Genomic DNA, 21,413 nt, shown 5'->3' with positions numbered 1-21,413 from the left:
ATTCGTTCCGGGCCGGCCGCCCGGGTGATGAGCGAGAGCGTGATCGGCATGACCATGCCGCCCCCGATCCCCTGGACCACCCGGAAGGCGATGCCGGGCACGCGGCCCGGAAGCCGCCCCGTCAGCCCAGGCCGAGCTGGTGCGTCGCCGCCCGGACCGTCTGGTCGAGCAGCACGGCGATCGTCATCGGCCCGACGCCGCCGGGCACCGGGGTGATCAGCCCGGCCCGTTCGGCGGCGGACTCGAAGTCGACGTCGCCGACGTTGCCCGGGTTGTACCCCGCGTCGACCACCACGGCCCCGGGCTTGATGTCCGTCCCTGCGATGAAGCGCGGTCTGCCGACCGCGGCGATCAGCACATCGGCTTCCCGCAGGTGCGACGAGAGGCCGGCGGTACGCGAGTGGCAGTACGTCACCGTCGCGTCCCGGCCGAGCAGCAGCAGGCCGGCCGGCTTGCCGAGGATCGCGCTCCGCCCCACGACGACGGCGTGCTTGCCGGCCAGGTCGACCTCGTACGCGTCGAGCAGCCGCATGATCCCGCCGGGGGTGCAGGAGACGAAGCCGGGCAGGCCGAATCCCATGGCGGCGAAGGAGTGCATGGTGACGCCGTCGACGTCCTTCTCCGGCGCGATCGCCTCGAACGCGGCACGCTCGTCGATGTGGGGGCCCACCGGATGCTGCAGCAGGATGCCGTGCACCCCCGGGTCCTCGGAGAGCTCCGTGACCGCCTCGACCAGCCCGGCGGTGGAGATCGAGGCGGGCAGGGCCACGTGCCGTGACTCGATGCCGGCCTTCTCGCACCGGGCACGCTTCATCCGTACGTAGGTCACCGACGCGGGGTCCTCGCCGACGAGTACCGTCGCGAGGCAGGGCGCCGTCCCCGTCCGGTGCCGGATGGCGGCCGCCGAGGCCGAGGCGGCTTCGACGGTGCGCCGGGCGAGCGCGGTGCCGTCCATGGGGCGGGCTGTCTGTGTCCGGGCCACGTGTTGCTCCTGAGCTTCACGGTTGGGTGCCCAGGCGTACGGCAGCGACAAGGTGTCAGGCCGCTCCCCGGTGGTACTCCACCTGAACGCCAGTCACGACCCGCTCGTCACCCTAGACGATGAGGTCGTCCCACGTCCCCGGTCCCGGTCAGCCGCGTCCACCGGAACGGGGAGCGGGGGCCAGCAGCTTGCCGAGGATCCGGGAGAGCTGCCGTCGTTCGGCGACCGTCAGTGCCTGGAACGCCTCGTCCAGGAACGCCGGGACCGATTCCTCGGCCCGGGCGAGCTGTCCGCGTCCGGAGGCGGTGAGGGTGACGGCGTAGGCGCGGCGGTCGGTGGCGTTCCGCTCCCGGCGCACGAGGCCCGCCTGTTCCAGTCCGTCGCAGATTCCCACCATCACCGTGCGGTCGATGCGCAGTTCCTCGCCGAGCACACGCTGGGAGCAGGGTCCGGTCTCCGCCAGCATCTTCAGCACCAGATGGGGCCCGACACCGAGGCCCCGCTCGTCCGTGTCCCCCTCCGCGGCCCGTGCGACGGCCGCGGAGGCGCGGCAGAGCGCGATGTCGAGCCGCTCCTCGGCGAGTCGCGGAAAGTAGGCGGGTCGCGCGGTGTCAACGCCTCTGTGCGGCATGGGTGTTCCTCCCTCGTCCTGCGGCTCACAGGGTACGGGAATCGTCTGGACGCAGACTGTTTGACCCCGCCCCCACCCCTCCGCATGCTCACCCTCCATCTGCACCAAGACTGTCTGGACACAGACCATCTGCAGCACGATGACCCCCAATACCGCTGGATCGCAGGCTTGTTGACGCGAGCCCGCTATCAACGGATCGAGGAAACACATGACTCTCGACCTGACACCCGATCAATTACTTTCCACCACACGCGCGGTGCGCAGACGGCTCGACCTGGACCGGCCTGTCGCGCGTTCACTCATCGAGGAGTGCGTGGACCTCGCGACGCAGGCGCCGACCGGCCGCAACCGGCAGCGCTGGCACTTCCTCGTGGTGACCGACCCCGACCGGCGCGCACTGGTCGCGGACCTCTTCCGGCGTTCGCTCGCCGCCAACGAGTCGGCACCGCTGGGCAGACGGGACCTGGAACGCATGCACGTCCGGCCCGGCTCCATGGAGAAGGTGCACGACGGGCTGCGCCATCTCCACGACAACATCCACCGGGTGCCCGCCTTCGTCATCCCCGCGGTCGAAGGACGTACGGACCACGCGTCCGTGGTCGAACAGGCGGGGACCTGGGGCTCGATTCTGCCCGCCGTCTGGAGCTTCATGCTGGCCGCCCGCGCACGGGGGCTCGGCACGGTCTGGACCACCGCGCAAGGGCCGCTGGAGCGGGAGCTCGCGGAAGTCCTCGGGGTTCCGTACGAGGAGGTCATGCTCGCCGCGTTCCTGCCCCTCGCCCACACCATCGGCACCGACTTCAAGCCGGCCCACCGGGTGCCACGCGACCAGGTCCTGCACTGGCAGCGGTGGTAGCACCCAGGTCCCCCCTGCCCGGGCCCCGCGTCAGCCGCGTCCGGCCCGCACCCCGCGTGCCAGCCGGACGGCACCGCTCACCGCGCGGCCCGCGCCGCTCTCCCCGCTCCGGCGCAGCACCGCACGGCCGCAGCCGCGCCACTGCGAGGGCGGAACCGGGCTGCCCGATCCGGTACGGGTGAGCAGGGCGTTCACCGGGGTCATCGGATCGCCTGCGGCCGCCTTCGCCAGCAGGACACCGGCGACGAGCGGGAGGAGAGCCCCGGCCAGGGCGGAACCCGCCACGGTGACGTGGCGGATGCGGGCACGGGGGCGGGGGCGCGATTCGGTGGACATGGTCCCATCCGACCAGCGGCGTCCGGCCCCCGGATGCGCCGGAGTACTCAGCCGGGTCGGCCGGGTACTCAGCGGGGACAGCGCTCAGGTGCTGTCCGGATGTCTTCGGATGCCTGTGGTCAGACCGCCCCGTGGCCGTGGTCGGCGCGCAGCAGCCGCAGGAACGCCTTGAGGCCGGTGATGATCTCCTCGTCGCTGGTCAGCCGGTTCACCGTCGACTCGAACTCCCGGGCCAGGGCCAGGGACTCGATCCGGCGGTCGGCCTCGTCGGCCCGGCGGTGCGCGGAGAGCCCCGCCGCGTCGGCGGTGCAGTGCCACCGAAGCTGCCGGAACGGCGACGGCGGCGACCGCGCCCGCGAACTTGCTCATGTCGCCCCCCGGTGTGCGTCCACGCTGACGTGACGGCCCGTCATGGTCCTGCGGTGAGGCTTCCGTCCGCATGAGTACGGCTACTCAGCGCCCGCGCCGCCGAGGTCGACGTACGCGGCCACGGGCAGGTGGTCGCTGCCGGTCGCGGGGAGGGTCCGGATGCCGGTGACGCGGACGGACCGCGCGAGGACCTGGTCGATACGGGCCACCGGGTGGGATGCGGGCCAGCTGAACGCGACTCCGGAGCCGGGGGCGTCCAGGTGTGCGCGGAGCGGGTTCAGTCCCCGGTCGTCCACGGTGCTGTTGAGGTCGCCGAGCAGGAGGACCCGCGCCAGGGGTTCGTCCCGGATCGCGGTGGCGAGGAGGGCGGCGCTCTCGTCCCGGGGGCCGGAGCGCAGGCCGGTCGTACCGAGGCGGATGGACGGCAGGTGGGCGACGTACACGGCGAGGTCGCCGCCCGGGGTGTGCGCGGTGGCCCTCAGGCCCCGGTTCCAGCCCTCGGCGATGCCGTGCGGCCGGATGTCCACGGGGCGCACGTCCGTCAGGGGGTAGGCCGACCAGAGCCCCACGGAGCCGCTCGCTCCGTGGTACGGGAAGCGCGACGCGAGCGCCCGCGCGTACACCGGCAGGGCCTGCGGGGTGAGTTCCTCCAGCGCGACGATCCGCGCCCCGCTGCGGTTCAGGGCCGCCGCCGTCCCCGCCGGGTCGGCGTTCTCGTCGCTGACGTTGTGCTGGACCACGACCAGGTCGCCGGAGTCCTCCGTCGCCGTGAGGAAGAGGCCGCCGAACCGGACCCCCCAGACGAGGGCGGGGAGCAGCGCGGCCACCACGGCCACCGGCGCCCTTCTCAGCAGTCCGGCGCAGAGCAGCACCGGCACCGCGAGGCCGAGCCAGGGCAGCAGGGTCTCCAGCAGGCTTCCGAGCCGGCCGGGGGTGTTGGGGACCAGCCGGGGCGCGGCGAGCAGCGTGGCGACCACTGCGGCGAGCACGGCCCCCGTCCTCCCGCGCCCGGGGCTGTACCACCTCCGGCCGGCCGGGGCGCTCGGGACGGCCGGAGGTATGCCCGGGGGCGCGGGGGTCTCTGCCGGTCGCATCGTTCTCCTCGGTCCGTACGGGATCGCCAGGCCCTGAGCAGGGCGCCCGGGGTGGCCCGGAACCGGCGCACGACTCCGCCCTCCGGTTCCGGGCCGCACCGGAGGACGACGCGGCCGGGTCCCCTCCGGTTCCGCCGGGGCGGGTGTTCCGTCGTGACGGTGATATCGGGGCAGCTCCTTACCGGATCGAGGGCCGGGAATTCGGCCGAATGGACCGGCTCCACGGCACGCGGGGCGGTCGCCGCCACGAGCGCGAACGGCGTCCCGCGTACGTCCCCTTCACCGCACGCCTCCCGCGGAAAGAAACGTGTGCGGAGGGGCTTGCACGGAAAGGCCGGCCGAACAAGCCGGTCCACCTTCGGACGAAAGAGTGAGGATGTATCTCCCCACACCCCTCCGAAACGTTTCCGCTATTGCGGGATCCCGGCGCTCCGAGCATGTGGACAGGTCAGCGACGTGCGGCATTCGGGTCCGGCGCGACCGGTCGCACGAGCGAGTCATCCACGCATTCCGGCTGACAGTCTGTCAAAGTGCAGTTCGGTTTAACTCATTTTCCACATTCGCGCGAAAGCGCGACACGAACAACCCTGCCCGGAAGGGTGAGCGCGCCCAGGACCGCTCCCCGGAAACCACACAGAACGCATGTACACACCTTCTCGATCGGTCATATGACTTTCGACCGGCCATGTGGTGGGTGCGTACGAAAACTGCCGAAGGCGCCGCGAGAACGTCACCCCCGGAGCAATTCTGTTGAAGATTCTTCATCTCGTTCAGCCTGTGGAGGGCGGCGTCGCCCGGGTCGTCGTCGATCTCGTACGGGCGCAGGTCCGCGCCGGGTTCCGGCCCGTCGTCGGATGTCCGCCGGACGGCCCGCTGGCCGCGCTGGCGTCCGCCGCGGGGGCGGAGGTCCACGGCTGGTGGGCCGTCCGGGAACCCGGCCTCGGGCTGGCCCGCGAGATCGCCGGAGCCCGGTCCCTGGTCCGGGAGCACCGTCCGCAGGTGGTGCACGCGCACAGCGCGAAGGCCGGTCTCGCGGGCCGGATGGCGGTGCGCGGCCGGGTTCCGACCGTGTTCCAGCCGCACGCCTGGTCGTTCGAGGCGGTACGCGGAGGGACCGCTGCTTCCGCGGTGAAGTGGGAGCGCTTCGGGGCCCGTTGGGCGGACCGGGTGCTCTGCGTCAGCGACTGCGAGCGCCGGACGGGAGAGCGGGCGGGCATCGCGGCCCGCTGGTCGGTGATCCACAACGGCATCGATCTCGGACACTTCCGGCCGGCCGGGCTCCGGGAGCGGGCCGCCGCCCGGACCGCCCTCGGCCTCCCCGACGGACCGCCCCTGCTGGTCTGCGTCGGCCGCCTGAGCCGGCAGAAGGGCCAGGACGTCCTGCTGGAGGCGTGGCGCGCGATGCGCCCGGGGACCGCCCGTCTCGCCCTGGTGGGCAGCGGTCCGGAAGAGGCCCGGCTGCGCGAAGCGGCCCCGGCGGACGTGCTGTTCGCCGGGGCGGCCGACGATGTCCGCCCCTGGATCCACGCGGCCGACGCCGTCGTCCTGCCCTCGCGCTGGGAGGGCATGGCCCTCGCACCGCTGGAGGCGATGGCGTGCGGCCGGCCGGTGGTGATGACCGACGTGGCCGGTGCCAGGGAGAGCCTGCCGCCCGGCCAGGACGGCCACTGCCTCGTTCCCCCGGACGACCCGGCGGCCCTGGCCGCCGCGCTCACCGCCCTGCTGTCCGACCCCGCGCTCCGTACGGAACTCGGTCACGCCGCCCAGCTCCACGCCCGTGCGGTCTTCGACGTGAGCAGGACCGCCGCGGAGGTCACCCGCCTCTACCAGGAACTTGTCCACCCGTCCGGCACCACGACGAGAGAGCGCACCGAGCGATGACGACGGAGAGTGCATCACTCCCGGGCACTGCCCGGGGGGCCACGCTGCCCCCTGCTTCTTCCACCGTCCATCGACCACGCGGCGGGCCGGTCCGGCGCTACTCCGAGCCGGTCGTCCGGCAGGTCGGCCGGCACCGGCTGACCGTGCTGCTCGTGGGTGCGGACGGGCTCGTCGCGTGCCTCGCCCCGGCGGTGGGTCCCGCTCCGCGCTGGCCGGTCGCCGTCTTCGCGGTCCAGGCGGCCGCGCAGTTGCTGCTCCACTCCTCCCGCGGCCTGTACCGGCCCCGGCTGTCCCGCTCGGCGGCGGCCGAGTTCCCGGCGGTCCTCGGGCTGACGCTGCTCCAGTGGTTCGTGACCGCCGAGACCCTCACCACGTACGACACCCGCTACGCGATCGGCTGGACCACGCTGCTCTGCGCGGTGGGGGTGCAGACGCTCTTCTGCTGCGTGGCGCGCGGTGTGCTGTACCGGGCCGGTGCGCGTGCCGCGGGCCGCCACCCCCGGCCGGCCCTCGTCGTGGGATCCGGGCCGCTCGCCCGGAGTGCCGCGATCGCCCTCCGGGAGCGCACCGAGTACGGCCTCCGGGCCGTGGGGCGGGTCGCACTGCGCGCGGCGGACGCCGGCCCGGCGGCGGACGACGGAGCGGTGGGCAGGACTCCGGTGCTGCGCACGCGGGAGGAGGTGGGCAGGACCGTCGTACGCAAGCGGGTGGGGCACGTACTGTTCACCGAGCACCCGGCGGCGACCCCCGAGGGCACCGACCTCTTCGCCCTCCTCGCCGGACACGGCTGCCGCATGTGGCTGATCGAGCCTCCCGCGACCGGTGCGATGCCGGAGCACCGGCCCGTGCGTCCGGACCACCTGTGGGGGTACTCCGCGCACCGCCTGATCGCCGCGCGCCGGCATCCGTCCTCCCACGCGGCCAAGCGCGCGATGGACATCGTCCTCGCCTCCGGCGCCCTGCTGGCCGCCTCCCCCGCGCTGCTGGCCTGCGCGTGTGCGGTACGGCTCTGCGACGGGCCGGGGGTGCTCTTCCGACAGGAGCGACTCGGCCTGCACGGAAGGCCGTTCACCCTGCTGAAGTTCCGTACGCTCCGTCCTGCCGACGCCCACGAGTCGGCGACCCGGTGGAACGTCGCGGGCGACCGGCGGATGAGTACGGTCGGCAAGGCGCTCCGCCGTACTTCCCTGGACGAACTGCCGCAGTTGTGGAACGTGTTGCGCGGGGACATGAGCCTGGTCGGCCCTCGCCCCGAACGCCCCTTCTTCGCAGCCCAGTTCAGTTCCATCCACCCCGGTTACCAGGCGCGCCACCGGATGCCCGTGGGCATCACCGGACTCGCCCAGGTGAACGGTCTGCGCGGCGACACCTCGATCGAGGACCGCGCCCGCTTCGACAACCGGTACATCGAGACCTGGTCACTCTGGCAGGACCTGTGCGTGCTCGCCCGCACGGTCCTCTCCCTCTTCCGGTGCGGAGGCAGCTGAGCATGACACCCCCCACGACCGACGCCCCGGTCGCACCCGCCCCTGTCGCGTCGCGCGTACCCGTCGCCCCGACGGCCCCACCGGCTCCTCCGGTGAGGGCAGCACCACCGGGCGGGGCGCTGGACCTCTGGACCCTGCTGCCGCTGGTGGCGACCGTCCTGCTGCTCGCCCTCCCCGCCCCCGGCGCCGGGACTCCCGATTCCCAGGGAGCGCTTCCGGCCGACCTCGCGTCGGGCGTGGCGGTGCTGTGCTGCCTGGGGCGGCTGCTGGCACGTCGGGTGCGCCCGCTGCCGGCGGGCGCGGTGCTGATCGCCGGTCTCACGGTCACCGGGCTCGCCGCGGCGACCGTCACCGCCTCGGACCCGGTGGCGGCGCTCCCCGGCTTCGTCCGCTACCTGCAGGTCTTCGTCCTCGTGCCGCTCGCCGTGTGCCTGACGGTCCGGGACGCCCGCGGCTTCCGGCTCCTCGCCGGGGCGCTCGTCCTGCTCGCCGTGGTCCAGGGGTTCGTCGGAGTCCGCCAGTTCACCACCGGCACCGGGGCCTCCTACATGGGCGAGGAGGTCCGCGCGGTGGGGACGTTCGGGCCCGGCGACATCATGGGCATGGCGACGGTCGTCGCGTACGGCCTGCTCGCCGCCGTCCCGTACGCGCTCTGCCCGCCCGCCTCCGCGCGCCGCTGGCTGCGCCCCTGCGCGCTCCTCGTCACCGCCGGGCTGGTCGTGGCCCTCGCCGTCTCCTTCAGCCGGGGCTCCTGGATCGCGACGGCGCTGGCCGCGCTCACGGTCGTGGTGCTGACCGGGCGGCGTACGGCGACCCGGTCGCTGCTGGTGCTGGGCGCGCTGTCGGTGGTCCTGGTCGGCGGGTTCGGCGTCGGCTCCGACATGGTCCGGGAGCGGCTCTCCAGCGTCACCGACGTGGCGCGGGCCCCCGACCGCTCCGTCAACGACCGGTACACCCTGTGGGAGGCGGCCGGGAGCATGTGGCGGGACCGGCCGGCGACCGGCGTCGGCCTCAAGGGCTTCCCGGAGTTCCGCGACGGCCACGCCTCGATCGGTCTGTCCTCCGGCAGCGACACGGAGGGGGCAGGTCAGCAATTCCGCAGGCAGACCCTGCTGTCTCCGCACAACATGTATCTACTGGTCCTCGGGGAGCAGGGGCTGATCGGGTTCGTCACCGTCGTGGGCGGCTGGCTGGCGGTGCTCGTGGCGTCGGTGCGCGCACTCTTCCTCGCCCGCCGCCGGCGGGCCGGCGCGATCGACTGCGGGCTGGTCGCCGTCGGGCTGGTGGTGTGGCAGACCGTCGACTTCCTCTACGCGGACATCGGCGGCCCCACCACCGTGCTCACGGGTGTCGTGCTGGGTCTGGGCGCGTGGTGGGCGCTGGACGTCCCGGACGAGGCGGCCTGCGCGTGAGCGACACCACGACCGGGGCCGGCCCCTCCGCCGGGCCGCCGCCCGGCGCGGAGGGGCCCGGGGTGGCGGCGCCCCGCCGGGCGCCGCAGCCGCAGCAGGAGGCGGAGTTGCCGGTGCCCGGAGTTCCGGCGGGTGACGCCGTCGCCACCGAAAAGGCGGCATCCCGTCGGATCTCCCCGGTGCTCCCGCGGTTCCTGGCCCGCGCCGCCGCGGCGACGGCCGGGCTGACGCTGCTCGGTGCCGTGCTGGGGCTGCTGCGCGACCAGACCGTCGCCCACTTCTTCGGCGCGGGCGGCGACAGCGACGCGTTCCTGGTGGCCTGGACCGTCCCGGAGATGGCGGCGACGCTGCTGATCGAGGACGGGATGGCGCTGCTGCTGGTCCCGGCCTTCAGCCGGGTACTGGCGCGCCGGGCGGCTCCGGCCGGGCCCGCCGGGCCGTTCGGTGCCCCCGAGGAGCCGGTCCGTGTGTTCGTGGCGGCGACGCTCCCGAGGCTCTTCACCCTGCTGGCCGGGGGTGCCGCGCTGCTGTTCGCGGGAGCTCCCTGGGTGGTCGGGATGCTGGCGCCCGGGCTGGCGGATCCCCGGCTGGCCGTGGACTGCACCCGGCTGACCGCTGTCACCGTGCTCACCTTCGGGGTCACCGGATACTTCAGCGCGGCGCTGCGGGCGCACGGGAGTTTCGGCCCTCCGGCCGCCGTCTACGTCGCGTACAACGTCGGCATCATCGCGATGACCCTGGGGCTGCACTCGGTGTGGGGAGTGCGGGCAGCGGCGGTGGGGGTGGCGGCCGGCAGCGTACTGATGGTCCTGGTCCAGGTCCCCTCCTTCTGCTCCCGGGTCCTCACCCGCGAGCGCGGCGGGCGCGCGAAGCTCCCGGAGCTCCTGGAGGCCGGGGCTGCCGCCGTAGCCGGCGGGCCGCGCTCCGCCGCGCGGCTGCCAGGCGCCGCCGTGCTCGCACCCGTGCTGCTCTTCGTGGTGAGCCGTCAGGCGCAGGTCCTGGTCGAGCGGTTCCTCGCCTCCTCGCTGCCCGCGGGTTCCATCTCGCATCTGAACTACGCGCAGAAGGTCGCGCAGATGCCGATGGTGCTGTCGTTGATGATCTGCACGGTGACCTTCCCGGTGGTCGCGCAGGCGATGGCGGACGGCGACCGGGAGGGCGCCCGGCTGCGGGTCGAACGCGATCTGGCGCTGGCCGCGCTGGTGGTCCTGCTCGGCACCGCGATGGTCGTCGGGTACGCCCCGCAGATCATCGAAGTCCTCTTCCAGCGCGGGGCGTTCGGCGCGGAGGACACCCGGGCCACCGCCGAGGTCATGCGGGTCTACGCGCTCGGTCTCCTCGGGCACTGCCTGGTCGGCGCGCTCGGCCGGCCGTTCTTCTCCTCCGGGCGCCCCACCTGGTACCCCGGCTTCGCGATGGCGACCGGGCTGGTCGTGACGACCGGCACCGGCTTCGCCGTGACGTACTCCTACGGCGTTCTCGGCATCGCCGCCGCGAACGCGGTGGGGATCACCGTCACGGCGGCGCTCCTCCTCCAGGGGCTCGGATCCCGCGTGGTCGCCATCGAGGTGCGGGCCGTGAGCCTCTCCCTCCTCCGCCTGGCGGTGCCGGCCGCCGTCGCCGCCGCGGCCGGCTGGGGATCGGCGGGCGTCGTCGCCGGTCCCCTCCTGGGCCTCGCGGCGGGATGCGTCCTCGTTCCCTCGGTCTTCCTCCTCACCGGACGCGTGTGCCGGGTTCCCGAAGTCGTCCATCTGCTGACCCTGACCCGACAGAGGTTCATCCATGGCAACTGACCCGTCGGCGCGAGTCGCCGCGCCCCGCTCCGCCCGTCCCCGCACGGCCGCCGCCCTGCCGTGGATCTGGACCTACCACTCGGTGGGAGACCCCACGGACGACCCGTACGGGATCACCGTCTCCCCCGAACGCCTGGACGCCCAACTGGCCTGGCTGCGGAGCCGCCGGCTGACGGGCGTGGCGATGGGGACCCTGCTGCGCGCACATGCCGAGGGCGGGCGCGGCCTGGTGGGCCTCACCTTCGACGACGGCTACGCGGACTTCGTGGACGAGGCACTGCCGGTCCTTCGCCGGTACGGCTTCACCGCCACCGTGTTCGTCCTGCCCGGACGCGACGGCGGAACCAACGAGTGGGACCCGAAGGGTCCGCGCAAGCCGCTCCTCACCCACCGGCAGATCGGCCGGCTCGCGGGTACCGGGATGGAGATCGGTTCCCACGGCCTCTACCACCGGGACCTGACGGCACTGCCCGACGAGGAGCTCCACGCGGAGACCCGGCGCAGCCGCGAGCTCGTCCGGGAGCTCACCGGGACCTCCCCGGACGGCTTCTGCCACCCGTACGGCTACGCCGACCAGCGGGTGCTCGACTCGGTGCGCGCGGCGGGGTACGCATACGGCTGCGCCCTTCAACCCGGCACCCTCGTGGGCGAGTTCGCTCTCCCGCGTACTCATGTCAGCCATTCCGACCAGGGCTTGCGGCTGCGCGCGAAGGAGCTGCGGCACCACATGCGCCACCGGGCGGGCCGCACTCCTTCGGGGCCGGTGCCCTCGGGTCCGCTCGCGGAGGCCCGCCGGTGAAGGTACTGCATGTCATCACGGGCCTGGGAATCGGCGGTGCGGAACAGCAGTTGCGCCTGATGATCCGTCATCTTCCGGTTTCCTGCGACGTGGTGACGCTCACCAACCCCGGAGCGGTGGCCGAAGGACTGCGCGCCGACGGGGTGCGCGTCACCCATCTCGGCATGGCGGGAAACCGCGACCTGAGAGCGGTGGGCCGGCTCACCCGGCTCGTGCGCCGGGGAGCGTACGACCTCGTGCACACCCACCTCTACCGGGCCTGCGTCTACGGGCGGATCGCCGCGCGGCTGGCCGGGGTCCGCGCCGGTGTGTCCACCGAACACTCGCTGGGCCACGCGGAGATCGAGGGCCGCCCGCTGACCGCGGGTACCCGCGCGCTCTACCTGGGCACCGAACGGCTGGGGTCGGCGACGGTCGCGGTCTCCCCCACCGTGGCCGGGCGGCTGCGCGAGTGGGGCGTGCCCGAGGAGCGCATCCACCTGGTGCCGAACGGCATCGACGCGCGGGCGTTCCGGTTCGACGCGGAGTCCCGGCGCGCCACCCGCGCGCTCCTCGGCCTGCCCGAGGACGCCTACGTGGTCGGGGGCGTGGGGCGGCTGGTCCCGGGCAAACGGTTCGACGTCCTCGTGCGGGCCGTCGCGGCGCTGCCCGGCGTACGGCTGGTGCTCGCCGGACAGGGGCCGGAGCTCGCGTCGCTGCGGGCCCTGGCCGGGCGGCTCGGCGCGACGGACCGGGTCCGGTTCCTCGGAGCGTGCGACGCCTCGGGACCCGGACCCGACGTGCCCGCGGTGCTCGGCGCGGTCGACGTGTTCGTCTCCGCCTCCCGCGAGGAGTCGTTCGGGCTGGCCGTCGTGGAGGCGCTCGCCTCGGGTCTGCCCGTGCTGCACCAGGCCTGCCCCGCGCTCGACGACCTCCCCGCCGGAAGCGCCCCCGGCGCCCGCCGGATCTCCGGCGATCCCGCCGAACTCGCCTCCTCCTTGCGGAGTCTGGCGGATCCCGGCCCTCAGCGTCTTCCCCCGCCCGCCGCCGTCGCCGCGTACGACATCCGGCGCAGCAGTCACCACCTCATGGACGTGTACCGCCACGTCCTCGCCACGTCCCGTCCCCTGGAAAGAGCAGAGTCATGACCGAAACCCCCGCCCAGAACCAGGCCGCTCCCGGACGGACCCGCAGGCTCCGCTCCGCTCTCCGCCCGCCCGTCTGGTGGCCGCTGCCCGCCTGCGCCCTGCTGGGCGCCGCCTGCGGAATCTCCTACGGCCTGCTCGCGCCGGAGAGTTACGAGGCCACCGGGTACGCGATGACCGTCGCGGCGACGAAGACCACCGACCCGACGGCCGCGCTCGGGTACGCGCAGTCGTACGGCCGGCTGGCGACCGGCGACGCCACCCTCGGCTACGCGCAGGGCGCCGCGGGCGAACCCCTGCGGAAGCTGCGGGGCCACGTCCGGGCGGAGACCTCCCCCGACTCGCCGATGATCGCGGTCACGGGCACGGCCGGGCGGCCCCGGCAGGCGGCGGAGATCGCGGACGCCGTCGTCGAGGCCCTCATCGTCAGCGGGGGCCACGTCTCCAAGGACACCGGGGTGAAGCTGATCCAGTTCACCCACGCCGTCGCACCGAGCGACCCGGCCTCGCCCTCCGTACCGCTCTCCGCCGCCGTGGGCGGCAGCGCGGGCGGGCTCGTGGGCGGGCTGCTGCTCCTTGTCCGCCGCCGCCCCGAGGAGCACCTGACCCCGGCTCCGGCCGCCCCGGTCCCCGGGCCCGCGCACGAGGCCGAGTCCCTGGTGCCCGAGGAGCGGGAGCCCGCGCGATGACACCCCTGCCGAAGGACTCCCTGAGCGTCACGCTCTGCCGGGACGGCCGGGAGTTCGCCGCGCTCGCGCCCGAGTGGGACGCCCTGCACCGGCGCTGCCCGTCGGCCACACCGTTCCAGTCCCACGCCTGGCTGCACTCCTGGTGGCTGTCGTACGGGCGGGACGCGAACCTCCGGGTCGTCCTGGTGCGGCGCGGCGGGCGGCTGGCCGGCGCCGCGGCGCTGCTGCTCGCCCACCGGCCGATGCCGGTGCTGATGCCGATGGGCGGGGCGATCTCGGACTTCTTCGACGTCCTCGTCGACGAGGAGTCCGGTGAGGCGGAGACCGGGGCGGTCGTCGACGCCCTGGCGCGCGGCCTGCGCCGGGCGGCGTGCTCCAGTGTGATCGACCTGCGCGAGGTGCGCCCCGACGCCCTGGTGCAGCGGCTCTTCACCGGCTGGACCGGGCCCCGCGTCCGGCTCACGGACTCCACCTGCATGGAGCTGCCGGCCGCGCCGCTCGCCACGCTGGCCCAGGAGATGTCGGGCTCCCGCGCCCAGCGGGTGCGGGCCAAGCTCCGGAAGGTGGAGGCGCTGGGCGTCGTGTGCCGGGAGGTCCCGGTCGAGCGGGTGCCGGCGACCGTGGGTGATCTGCTGCGGCTGCACGCGTTGCAGTGGAGCGGGCGAGGCGTCAACCCCGAGCATCTGCGTCCCCGCTTCGCGGCCCATCTGACGCACGCCGCGGGGCGGATGGTCCGCGACGGCGGGGCGACGCTCACGGAGTTCCTGCTGGACGGAGAGGTGCTGGCGGCGAACCTGTCTCTGCACGCGGGTCCGCTGACCGGCTGCTACCTGTACGGCGCGCACCCCCGGTTGCGGGAGCAGAAGGTGGACGTGGCGACCCTGCTGCTGCGCGAGGTCTCCCGGCAGGCGGCTGCCGACGGGCGGCGGACGCTGAGTCTGCTGCGGGGCGCGGAACAGTACAAGAGCTACTGGCAGCCGGTCTCGGTGGTCAACCAGCGGCTGCTGCTGTCCCGGCCTGGGCTCGAACCGGTGCTGCGGCTGCGTGCGGCGCAGGTGGCCGCGCGGGACCGGGCGGCCAGGACGGTGAAGGCACGTTTCCCCGCGGCGCGGGACTGGCACGAGCGGTTCACCGCGCTGACGCGGGTGGGGCGCTGAGCCATCCGGCGGAGCCGTACCCAGAACTTCCGTACCGATCCGTTACCGCCGGCCACTCCCGGCGTTTGTCAGTCAGTGCGGGGCCGGAAGGCTCCGCAGCTCCACAACAAAACGTTCTTCCCTAGGAGTTCTTGATGTCGCGTATCACGAAGGTCGCCGCCGTCCTGGCGGGAACCGGCGCCCTCATCGCCGGCGGTGCCGGCCTCGCTTCGGCCGACGCCGGGGCCGGTGCGGTCGCCGCGGGCTCCCCCGGTGTCGTCTCGGGCAACATCATCTCGGTGCCCGTGCACGTCCCGGTCAACGTCTGCGGCAACACGATCAACGTCGTCGGCCTGCTGAACCCGGCCTTCGGCAACACCTGCGTCAACGGCTCGGCCCCGCAGCCGCTCCAGCACGAGGACGCCTACGAGGGCGACCACGACGCGTACGGTCACTGACCGGACCCGTACACGGCGGCCGGTCTCCCCTCCTCATCCCCGGAGGGGAGACCGGCCGCCGTGCCGTCCGGATCGCCCGCCGGAGGACGTGCGGGTCAGGCGTAGCGGTAGACGCGGCTGTGGTCGAGCAGCCCGGCCGGCGCGACCCCCCAGGGCGGCAGCGGCTCGTTCCGGGCGAACACCCGGCCGCGCTGCGGATCGTCGCCGGTGAGCTCCCGGGCGGGCAGGTAGCCGGACCCCGGATGGGCCTTCTGCCAGCGGTCCCAGAGCCGGTCGATGAACGCGTGGTGCAGCCAGAAGACCGGGTCGTTCGGGGAGCCTGCCCCCGCCATCACGCCGCCGACCCAGCGGTGCACCTGGTTGTGGTTGCTGATCGCACGCGCCCCCCGGATACCCCATCCCTCCACCCGGTTGCGGAAGCCGGCACGGCTGACGCTGTTCCACGGCTCGGCGTCGTACAGCGGGTCGTTCAGCGCTCCCCGCACGTCCTTCGCGGTGGGCAGGGCCACCGGGTCGGCCGGCCGGCCGAAGTCACGGGTCAGGAACAGGTCGTCGGTGACGCCGTTGCTGAGGGGCCAGTTCCCCTCCCGGTACGCGAAGGGGCCCGTGGTGACCTGCCGGTCCCCCTCCCGCCCGTTGCCGCCGAGGAAGTCCGGCGTCCACGGCGGTCCCCCCGGCGAGCGGTCCAGGGTCCAGTCCCAGTACGGGACGGAGACCGCCGGGTCCGCCTCCCGCAGAGCCCGCTCGAACTCCAGCAGGTACTGGCGGTGCCAGGGGAAGAACGACGGGGTCATGTGTGCGGCGCGCGGCCGGTCCTCCCCGTCGGTGACGTAGAACTCGCGGTGCGTCGCCACGAAGTCGTCGTACCTCCCCGATCGCTTGAGCGTCAGCACGGCGTCGACGAACCGCTTCCGTTCGCTCCGGGTGAGATCGCGCTGGTTCTTTCGCGTGTACACCTTCCACCTGCCCTTCGGTCAGATGCTGTGGGGTGCGGCGGACAGCCGGGCCGCGCCCAGGACGTCGACCGCGGCGCGCGCGGCCGCGAGGGGCGTCGGATGCGATTCGTAGTGGGTGACCGCGCTGAGGTAGCTCCCGTCGGCCCGTCGCATGAGGTGCAGGGGAGCGCCGTCGATGCTGACCCCGGGGAGGAGACCGGCGCCCGCGGTCCGCACGCCGGGCCCGGCGGTGCCGCCCGGGCCTGCGTCCACGTGTACCCGGATCGTCCGCCCCCGGTACATCTCGGTGGTCTCCCCAGGCCGCGGAGGTGCGCCGGCACCGGTGTGGCTCTCCGGGCCGCGGGCGACGATCGGCTCCCAGGCCGCCCCGGTTCCGGCCACGACCCCGACGGCGAAGACGGAGCGCAGCACACCTCTGCGGGTCGCCACGCTCCGTCCACCCACGGGTCCTCGGGCCTTCCTGCTCGAACCCATCCGTTTCCGCCTCTCTGAAAGCACTCGTGAACCAGTCGGTGAAACTGCTTGTCGGTGAAGCCGCTTGTCGGTGCGGCCGGTATCGACGCCCATCAGACGGCGTGTGCCGGCCTCTGGCCCGTAACGGCTCGCCGTACCGCCGGTCAATCCCTCAACCGTGGGAAATCCGGGCCGTTCGCGGCCGCGTCGGGCCTCGGGTATGCATGGCCGGTTCAGCATGGGAGTCCCGACTGCCGAAGGTGGTGGACATGAGCGTTCCCGGACAGGTCCCCGGTGTGCGTACGGAGCGGCCGAGGGACGTCGATCTGGCGGACCCGGCGTTCTGGCGGCTGCCGCGCAACGAGCGGCTGCGGGCGTTCGAGATGCTGCGCGAGCTCGACGCTCCGGTGCGGTTCACCGCGCGTACCGGCCGGGAGGCGGGGCTCTCCTTCTACGCCCTGGTGAAGCACGCGGACGTCCGGGCGGCGAGCCGCCGGGCGGACGTCTTCGCGAGTGCGCCGGGGGTCACCGTCCCGGAGCCCGCCCGCTGGGCGAAGGCCGTCTTCGGCAACTCCATGGTCAACATGGACGGCGCCGACCACGCGGGACTCCGCCGGATCGTCTCCCGCGCCTTCACCCCCAGGCTGCTCGCGGAGGCGGAGGAGAACATCTCCCGGGTCACGCGCCGGCTGGTGGACGAGGCGGTGGCCGGCCGCTCCACCGACTTCATGCGGTCGGCGCCCGCGCGTCTGCCGTTCGAGGTCATCTGCGACCTGATGGGCATTCCGGAGACGTACCGGCCGTGGATCGCCACCCAGATCGACCACGCGTCGAGCCACGTCGGAGTGGAGCGGCGCGGACTGGCCCGGATCCGGGTGCCCGGCCGGGGGCTGCGGTCGCTCGCCCGGATGCAGCTCGTGATGGCGCGCATCGCGCACGAGCGGCGCCGCCGGCCCACCGGTGACCTGATCTCGGCCCTGGTCCGGGCCGACGTGGACGGCCAGTCGCTCGGCGCCCGCGAACTCGGCGCCTTCTTCTCACTGCTGCTGGTCGCGGGGGTCGAGACGACCAGGAACGCGCTGGCGCACGGGATGGCGCTGCTGTCGCGCTTCCCCGACCAGCATGCGCTGCTGGTGTCCGACCTCGACGGGCACATCGACGGGGCGGTCGAGGAGATCGTCCGGCATTCGACGCCGATCATCCAGTTCCGGCGGACCGTCACCACCGAGCACCAGCTCGGCGGGCGCACCTTCCGGCCGGGCGACAAGGCCGTGCTCTTCTACGCCTCCGCCAACCGCGACGCCTCCGTGTTCGCGGAGCCCGACCGCTTCGACATCACCCGCTCGCCCAACCCGCATCTGGGGTACGGGGGCGGCGGCCCGCACCACTGCCTCGGGGCGCACCTGGCCCGCCTGGAGATGCGGGCGCTCTTCACGGAGGTGCTCACCCGGGCCGACACCGCGCGGGCGCTCGGCGAACCGGAGCTGGTGGACTCCAACTTCGACAACCGGGTCCGCGGTCTGGCACTGACCTTCGATTCCGTCCCGACGCCGTAGGTGGTGTCCGCCCGTGGAGCCGAGCCGCCGCCGGGCCGGCCGGACGTCCACCGATACCGAGGAGCAGCCGTGTCCCGTAGTCGCCGTATCGTCAATCTCTGTGTGGGCACGGTCGCGGCCGGTGTGCTCGCCGTCAGTGGTGCCTCCGGCTTCCGGGTCACCGGGACGGGCTCGGCCGACGGTGCCGGACCGCATGTGGATCCGCGGAGCACGGCGGTCGGCGCCTATCTGGACTACGGCCCCGACGGCGTGGCGCGCATGGCGGAGATGTCCCGGTGGCTCGGCGGGAAGGAGCTGCGCGTCGGGCACAGTTACCTCCCAGGGGACCTCTGGGTGAACATCGAAGGCTCCGTAGACTTCCTGGGCGCGTGGGCGCGGTGGCGGCAGGCGCAGAACGACCGGATGTTCGTCCTCAACACGCCGATGCTGGAGCGGAACGAGGTGCGGGTCCCGGACGCCACCGTTCGGCTGCGGCTGCGGTCGGGTGCGGCGGGCCTGTACGACCGGCATTTCCGCAAGCTCGCCGAGCGGCTGGTGGGGCTGGGCATCCCGGACACCGTGATCGTGCTCGGCTGGGAGATGAACGGCACCACCTACGCCCACCGCTGCGGGCCGGACCCGGCGGCATGGAAGACGTACTGGCAGCGGATCGTCACCGCCATGCGCTCGGTCGAGGGCCAGCGGTTCCGCTTCGACTTCGCGCCGAGCCGGGGACGGGACGCGGTGCCCTGGACCGACTGCTATCCGGGTGACGACTTCGTGGACATCGTCGGCATGGACTCCTACGACCAGCCGCCGGGCGAGAACTTCGACGACCAGGTGTACGGCGAATACGGGCTGCAGAAGCACGTGGACTTCGCGGCCGAGCACAAGAAGCCGATCTCCTACCCGGAGTGGGGTCTCTTCCGCAACGGCGACAACCCCGAGTACATGCGCCGCATGCTCGAATGGATGGATCTCCACCCGCCCGTCTACCAGACGATCACGGACTACTGCCCGCACGGGGTGTGGGGATGCGAGGGAAACCCGGCGGCGTCGAAGCTCTACCGCTCCTTCCTCAGTGACGAGAGCCGGCCGCTCCCGGTTGATCCGTCCTCCGCGCCGGGACCGGCCGAATGGTGCTTCCCGCTGTCGTTGAGCGACTGGTTCACCGACTGGACGAAGAGCCGGCGGATCTGTGTGAAGCTCTGAGCCCGCAGGCTCAGCCGAGGCCGTCGCTCCCGGCGGCCCGGAACCAGGTGGGGCCGTCGGTGAGGGACTGCTTGATCCGGAAGCGCGCGAACTCCGCCAGGGGCGGCAGCGCGTCCAGGGCGAACCAGGCCACCTCCAGCGACTCGTCGTCGTTGACGCGCGGCTCGCCGCCCGTGGCCCGGCACCGGAAGGTGATGTCGAGGTACTGGCAGTGGTCCCCGTTCGGGTACTCCACGGGCTTCAGCGCCTCGGTGAGCACCACGCGTTCGGCCACGCAGTGCACGGCCGTCTCCTCGTACACCTCGCGCACGGCGGTCCGCGCGGGCTCCTCGCCGGGTTCGGGGATGCCGCCGATGATCGACCACTTGCCGGTGTCGGCACGCTTGCCGAGGAGAACCCGGCCGTCCTCGTGGAAGACGACCGCGCTCACCCCCGGCAGCAGCAGCAGCTGATGGCCGGCGGTGGCCCTGATCGCGCGGATGAAGTCGGGAGTAGCCATGCGGACGAGCCTAACGTGATCTTCAGGCGCCGCGGCGGGAGCGTACGGCGGCGAACACGATGCCGGCGGCGGCGAAGAGGGCGATGATCCCTTCGGGGAGAGCGCCCATCCGGGTGGCGGGGGTCAGCGTGGAGCGCAGGGGCACCTCGTCCACCAGGGCCGCCGGAGTGAAGAACCCTGACTTCTCCACGATCGTGCCGTCCGGACGGATGACCGCGCTGACCCCGCTGGTGACCGGTACGACGACGGCGCGGCCGTGCTCCACCGCCCGCACCTGCGACATGGCGAGCTGCTGGTAGGTCATCTCGGTGCGCCCGAACGTGGCGTTGTTGCTCGGTACGGCGATCAGCCGGCCACCGGCCTTCACGGTGTCGCGCACGGCGTCGTCGAACGCGGCCTCGTAGCAGGTGACGAAGCCGACCTTCGTACCGGCCAGGTCGAACACGCCGACCTTGGTGCCGGAGCCGAAGTCACGCTGGACGCGGTCGACGTCCTTGCTGAAGACGCGGGCGACCGAGCGCATCGGCATGTACTCGCCGAACGGCTGGATGTGCCGCTTGTCGTACGTGTCCAGGGGGCCCTTCTCCGGGTCCCACTGGATCAGCGTGTTGCGCAGTTTGCCGGTGTCGGGTTCGACGACCGCGCCGACCACGGTGGGGACGCCGATGGCCCGGACCGCCTGGTCGATGACGTCCCAGGCATCGGCGTTGCGGTAGGGGTCGAGGTCGGAGGAGTTCTCCGGCCAGAGGACGAAGTCGGGCTGGGGCTCCTTGCCCGCCTTGACGTCCGCCGCGAGCTGCTCCGTGACCCGGACGTGGTTGTCGAGCACGGCGCGCCGCTGGGAGTTGAAGTCCAGGCCGAGACGCGGCACGTTGCCCTGGATCGCGGCGACGGTCGCGGTGCCGTCCTCCGGAGAGTTGTCGACCAGCGGGAGCGAGCCGAAGGCGCCCGCGACGGGGACCAGCACCGCCGCCGCGGCCATCGCGGTCGCCGCGCGCGGGAGCTCCCCGGTCGAGCGGTACGCGCGGACCCGCCGGACCACCTCGAAGAGGCCGAACCCGCAGAGGACCACCGCGAAGGAGAGGAGCGGTGTACCGCCGAGCGCGACGATCGGCAGGAAGACGCTGTCGGCCTGACCGAAGGCGATCTTGCCCCAGGGGAACCCGCCGAACGGCACCCGGGCCCGGACCGCCTCGTCGAGGGTCCAGACGGCCGCCGCCCAGAACGGCCAGTACGCCAGCCTGGTCACGGCGGCGATGCCGACGCAGCCCACCGCGATGAAGAGCGCCTCGGCCGCGGCCAGGGCCAGCCACGGGACCGCGCCGACGTCCTCGCCGGTCCAGTGCAGCAGCGGCAGCATGAAGCCGAGCCCGGCCAGCAGGCCCAGGCCGAACGCGGCGCGCGGGCGGCGTTCGTACAGGACCCAGCCCAGCAGGGCGAAGCCGGGCAGCACCAGCCACCACAGGGGCCGGGGCGGGAAGCTCGCGTACAGCAGCGCTCCGGAGAGCACGGCCGCGGCCGGCCGGGCCCAGCTGAGCCACCGCCCGCGGGGACGTGACTCGGGAACGGGCGACGGTTCGTCGACGGAGGTGATGGTGGCGCTCACCTGCGGGAGTCTACGGGCGGCTGCTGTGCGCGCGGCAGCGGGGAGACCCGGGTGTCCGGGGGATGCCGCGTCACGGAGCACCGGCCGGCCGGCGGCCGGGTCCCC

20 protein-coding genes and 1 riboswitch are annotated in these 21,413 nt (G+C 73.3%); of the genes, 12 read left to right on the top strand and 8 right to left on the bottom strand.

Going from position 1 to position 21,413, the window contains the following annotated elements:
• Nucleotides 1-121: 121 nt before the first annotated feature.
• Together ACWCSV_RS29775 and ACWCSV_RS29770 are read right to left on the bottom strand one after the other, a co-directional pair.
• Nucleotides 122-955: a bifunctional 5,10-methylenetetrahydrofolate dehydrogenase/5,10-methenyltetrahydrofolate cyclohydrolase gene (locus ACWCSV_RS29775; RefSeq protein ID WP_451147471.1), complete on the bottom strand. Its 834-nt coding sequence runs from the start codon at nt 953-955 to the stop codon at nt 122-124.
• A 48-nt stretch (nt 956-1,003) separates the two neighbouring features.
• A riboswitch (ZMP/ZTP riboswitch) is annotated at nt 1,004-1,089 on the bottom strand.
• A 41-nt stretch (nt 1,090-1,130) separates the two neighbouring features.
• Nucleotides 1,131-1,613 (bottom strand): MarR family winged helix-turn-helix transcriptional regulator, encoded by a 483-nt coding sequence (locus tag ACWCSV_RS29770; RefSeq protein WP_451147465.1) that lies wholly within the window; start codon nt 1,611-1,613, stop codon nt 1,131-1,133.
• A 208-nt stretch (nt 1,614-1,821) separates the two neighbouring features.
• Here ACWCSV_RS29770 and ACWCSV_RS29765 point away from each other — a divergent pair, with 208 nt between their 5' ends.
• On the top strand, nt 1,822-2,469 hold the full coding sequence (locus tag ACWCSV_RS29765) for a nitroreductase family protein (RefSeq protein WP_451147463.1): 648 nt from the start codon (nt 1,822-1,824) through the stop codon (nt 2,467-2,469).
• 30 nt (nt 2,470-2,499) lie between these two features.
• Here the strand turns inward: ACWCSV_RS29765 and ACWCSV_RS29760 are convergent, their stop codons facing one another.
• A complete protein-coding gene (locus tag ACWCSV_RS29760; protein ID WP_451147461.1) occupies nt 2,500-2,805 on the bottom strand; it encodes a hypothetical protein in 306 nt (101 codons plus the stop codon).
• Nucleotides 2,806-3,254: 449 nt separating this feature from the next.
• Nucleotides 3,255-4,163 carry an endonuclease/exonuclease/phosphatase family protein gene (locus tag ACWCSV_RS29755; protein ID WP_451147459.1) on the bottom strand — a complete coding sequence of 303 codons (909 nt, stop codon included), beginning with the start codon at nt 4,161-4,163 and terminating at the stop codon, nt 3,255-3,257.
• A gap of 855 nt (nt 4,164-5,018) precedes the next feature.
• On the opposite strand from ACWCSV_RS29755, the gene ACWCSV_RS29750 reads away from it, so the two are divergent.
• From ACWCSV_RS29750 to ACWCSV_RS29710, 9 genes are all read left to right on the top strand, one after another.
• Nucleotides 5,019-6,149, top strand: coding sequence for a glycosyltransferase family 4 protein (locus ACWCSV_RS29750; RefSeq protein WP_451147457.1), 1,131 nt, complete (start codon nt 5,019-5,021; stop codon nt 6,147-6,149).
• A complete protein-coding gene (locus ACWCSV_RS29745) occupies nt 6,146-7,636 on the top strand; it encodes an exopolysaccharide biosynthesis polyprenyl glycosylphosphotransferase (protein WP_451147455.1) in 1,491 nt (496 codons plus the stop codon). The genes ACWCSV_RS29750 and ACWCSV_RS29745 overlap by 4 nt, the downstream gene beginning before the upstream one ends.
• 2 nt (nt 7,637-7,638) lie before the next feature.
• On the top strand, nt 7,639-9,048 hold the full coding sequence (locus ACWCSV_RS29740) for an O-antigen ligase family protein (RefSeq protein WP_451147453.1): 1,410 nt from the start codon (nt 7,639-7,641) through the stop codon (nt 9,046-9,048).
• Entirely contained in the window at nt 9,045-10,841 is a 1,797-nt protein-coding gene (gene murJ, locus ACWCSV_RS29735) for a murein biosynthesis integral membrane protein MurJ (RefSeq protein WP_451147451.1), read from the top strand. Before ACWCSV_RS29740 ends, murJ begins: the two co-directional genes overlap by 4 nt.
• Nucleotides 10,831-11,640: a polysaccharide deacetylase family protein gene (locus ACWCSV_RS29730; protein ID WP_451147449.1), complete on the top strand. Its 810-nt coding sequence runs from the start codon at nt 10,831-10,833 to the stop codon at nt 11,638-11,640. Before murJ ends, ACWCSV_RS29730 begins: the two co-directional genes overlap by 11 nt.
• On the top strand, nt 11,637-12,767 hold the full coding sequence (locus ACWCSV_RS29725; RefSeq protein ID WP_451147447.1) for a glycosyltransferase: 1,131 nt from the start codon (nt 11,637-11,639) through the stop codon (nt 12,765-12,767). The genes ACWCSV_RS29730 and ACWCSV_RS29725 overlap by 4 nt, the downstream gene beginning before the upstream one ends.
• The gene (locus tag ACWCSV_RS29720) at nt 12,764-13,453 is read left to right on the top strand and encodes a lipopolysaccharide biosynthesis protein (RefSeq protein ID WP_451147445.1); all 690 of its coding nucleotides are present in this window, start codon (nt 12,764-12,766) and stop codon (nt 13,451-13,453) included. Before ACWCSV_RS29725 ends, ACWCSV_RS29720 begins: the two co-directional genes overlap by 4 nt.
• Nucleotides 13,450-14,610, top strand: coding sequence for a GNAT family N-acetyltransferase (locus tag ACWCSV_RS29715; protein ID WP_451147443.1), 1,161 nt, complete (start codon nt 13,450-13,452; stop codon nt 14,608-14,610). The genes ACWCSV_RS29720 and ACWCSV_RS29715 overlap by 4 nt, the downstream gene beginning before the upstream one ends.
• A gap of 134 nt (nt 14,611-14,744) precedes the next feature.
• A complete protein-coding gene (locus tag ACWCSV_RS29710; RefSeq protein WP_450779332.1) occupies nt 14,745-15,047 on the top strand; it encodes a chaplin in 303 nt (100 codons plus the stop codon).
• 95 nt (nt 15,048-15,142) lie between these two features.
• Here ACWCSV_RS29710 and ACWCSV_RS29705 read toward each other — a convergent pair whose 3' ends face one another.
• Both ACWCSV_RS29705 and ACWCSV_RS29700 read right to left on the bottom strand, forming a co-directional pair.
• Nucleotides 15,143-16,003, bottom strand: coding sequence for a tyrosinase family protein (locus ACWCSV_RS29705; protein ID WP_451147441.1), 861 nt, complete (start codon nt 16,001-16,003; stop codon nt 15,143-15,145).
• Nucleotides 16,004-16,021: 18 nt separating this feature from the next.
• Nucleotides 16,022-16,432 carry a tyrosinase family oxidase copper chaperone gene (locus ACWCSV_RS29700; RefSeq protein WP_451147439.1) on the bottom strand — a complete coding sequence of 137 codons (411 nt, stop codon included), beginning with the start codon at nt 16,430-16,432 and terminating at the stop codon, nt 16,022-16,024.
• 293 nt (nt 16,433-16,725) lie between these two features.
• On the opposite strand from ACWCSV_RS29700, the gene ACWCSV_RS29695 reads away from it, so the two are divergent.
• Both ACWCSV_RS29695 and ACWCSV_RS29690 read left to right on the top strand, forming a co-directional pair.
• Nucleotides 16,726-18,012, top strand: a complete 1,287-nt coding sequence (locus ACWCSV_RS29695) for a cytochrome P450 (protein ID WP_451147437.1) — start codon at nt 16,726-16,728, stop codon at nt 18,010-18,012.
• Between the two features lie 69 nt (nt 18,013-18,081).
• On the top strand, nt 18,082-19,203 hold the full coding sequence (locus ACWCSV_RS29690) for a glycoside hydrolase family 26 protein (protein WP_451147435.1): 1,122 nt from the start codon (nt 18,082-18,084) through the stop codon (nt 19,201-19,203).
• Nucleotides 19,204-19,213: 10 nt separating this feature from the next.
• On the opposite strand, the gene ACWCSV_RS29685 is transcribed toward ACWCSV_RS29690, so the two are convergent.
• Complete coding sequence (locus tag ACWCSV_RS29685) at nt 19,214-19,702, bottom strand: NUDIX hydrolase (protein ID WP_451147433.1); 489 nt, start codon at nt 19,700-19,702, stop codon at nt 19,214-19,216.
• A 22-nt stretch (nt 19,703-19,724) separates the two neighbouring features.
• On the bottom strand, nt 19,725-21,308 hold the full coding sequence (gene lnt, locus ACWCSV_RS29680; protein WP_451147431.1) for an apolipoprotein N-acyltransferase: 1,584 nt from the start codon (nt 21,306-21,308) through the stop codon (nt 19,725-19,727).
• Nucleotides 21,309-21,413 lie beyond the last annotated feature (105 nt).

This window comes from Streptomyces sp. NPDC001770 (genome assembly GCF_053596135.1).
The sequence above is the reverse complement of the archived record's forward strand: the minus strand, read 5'-3'. Positions and strand labels throughout refer to the sequence as shown.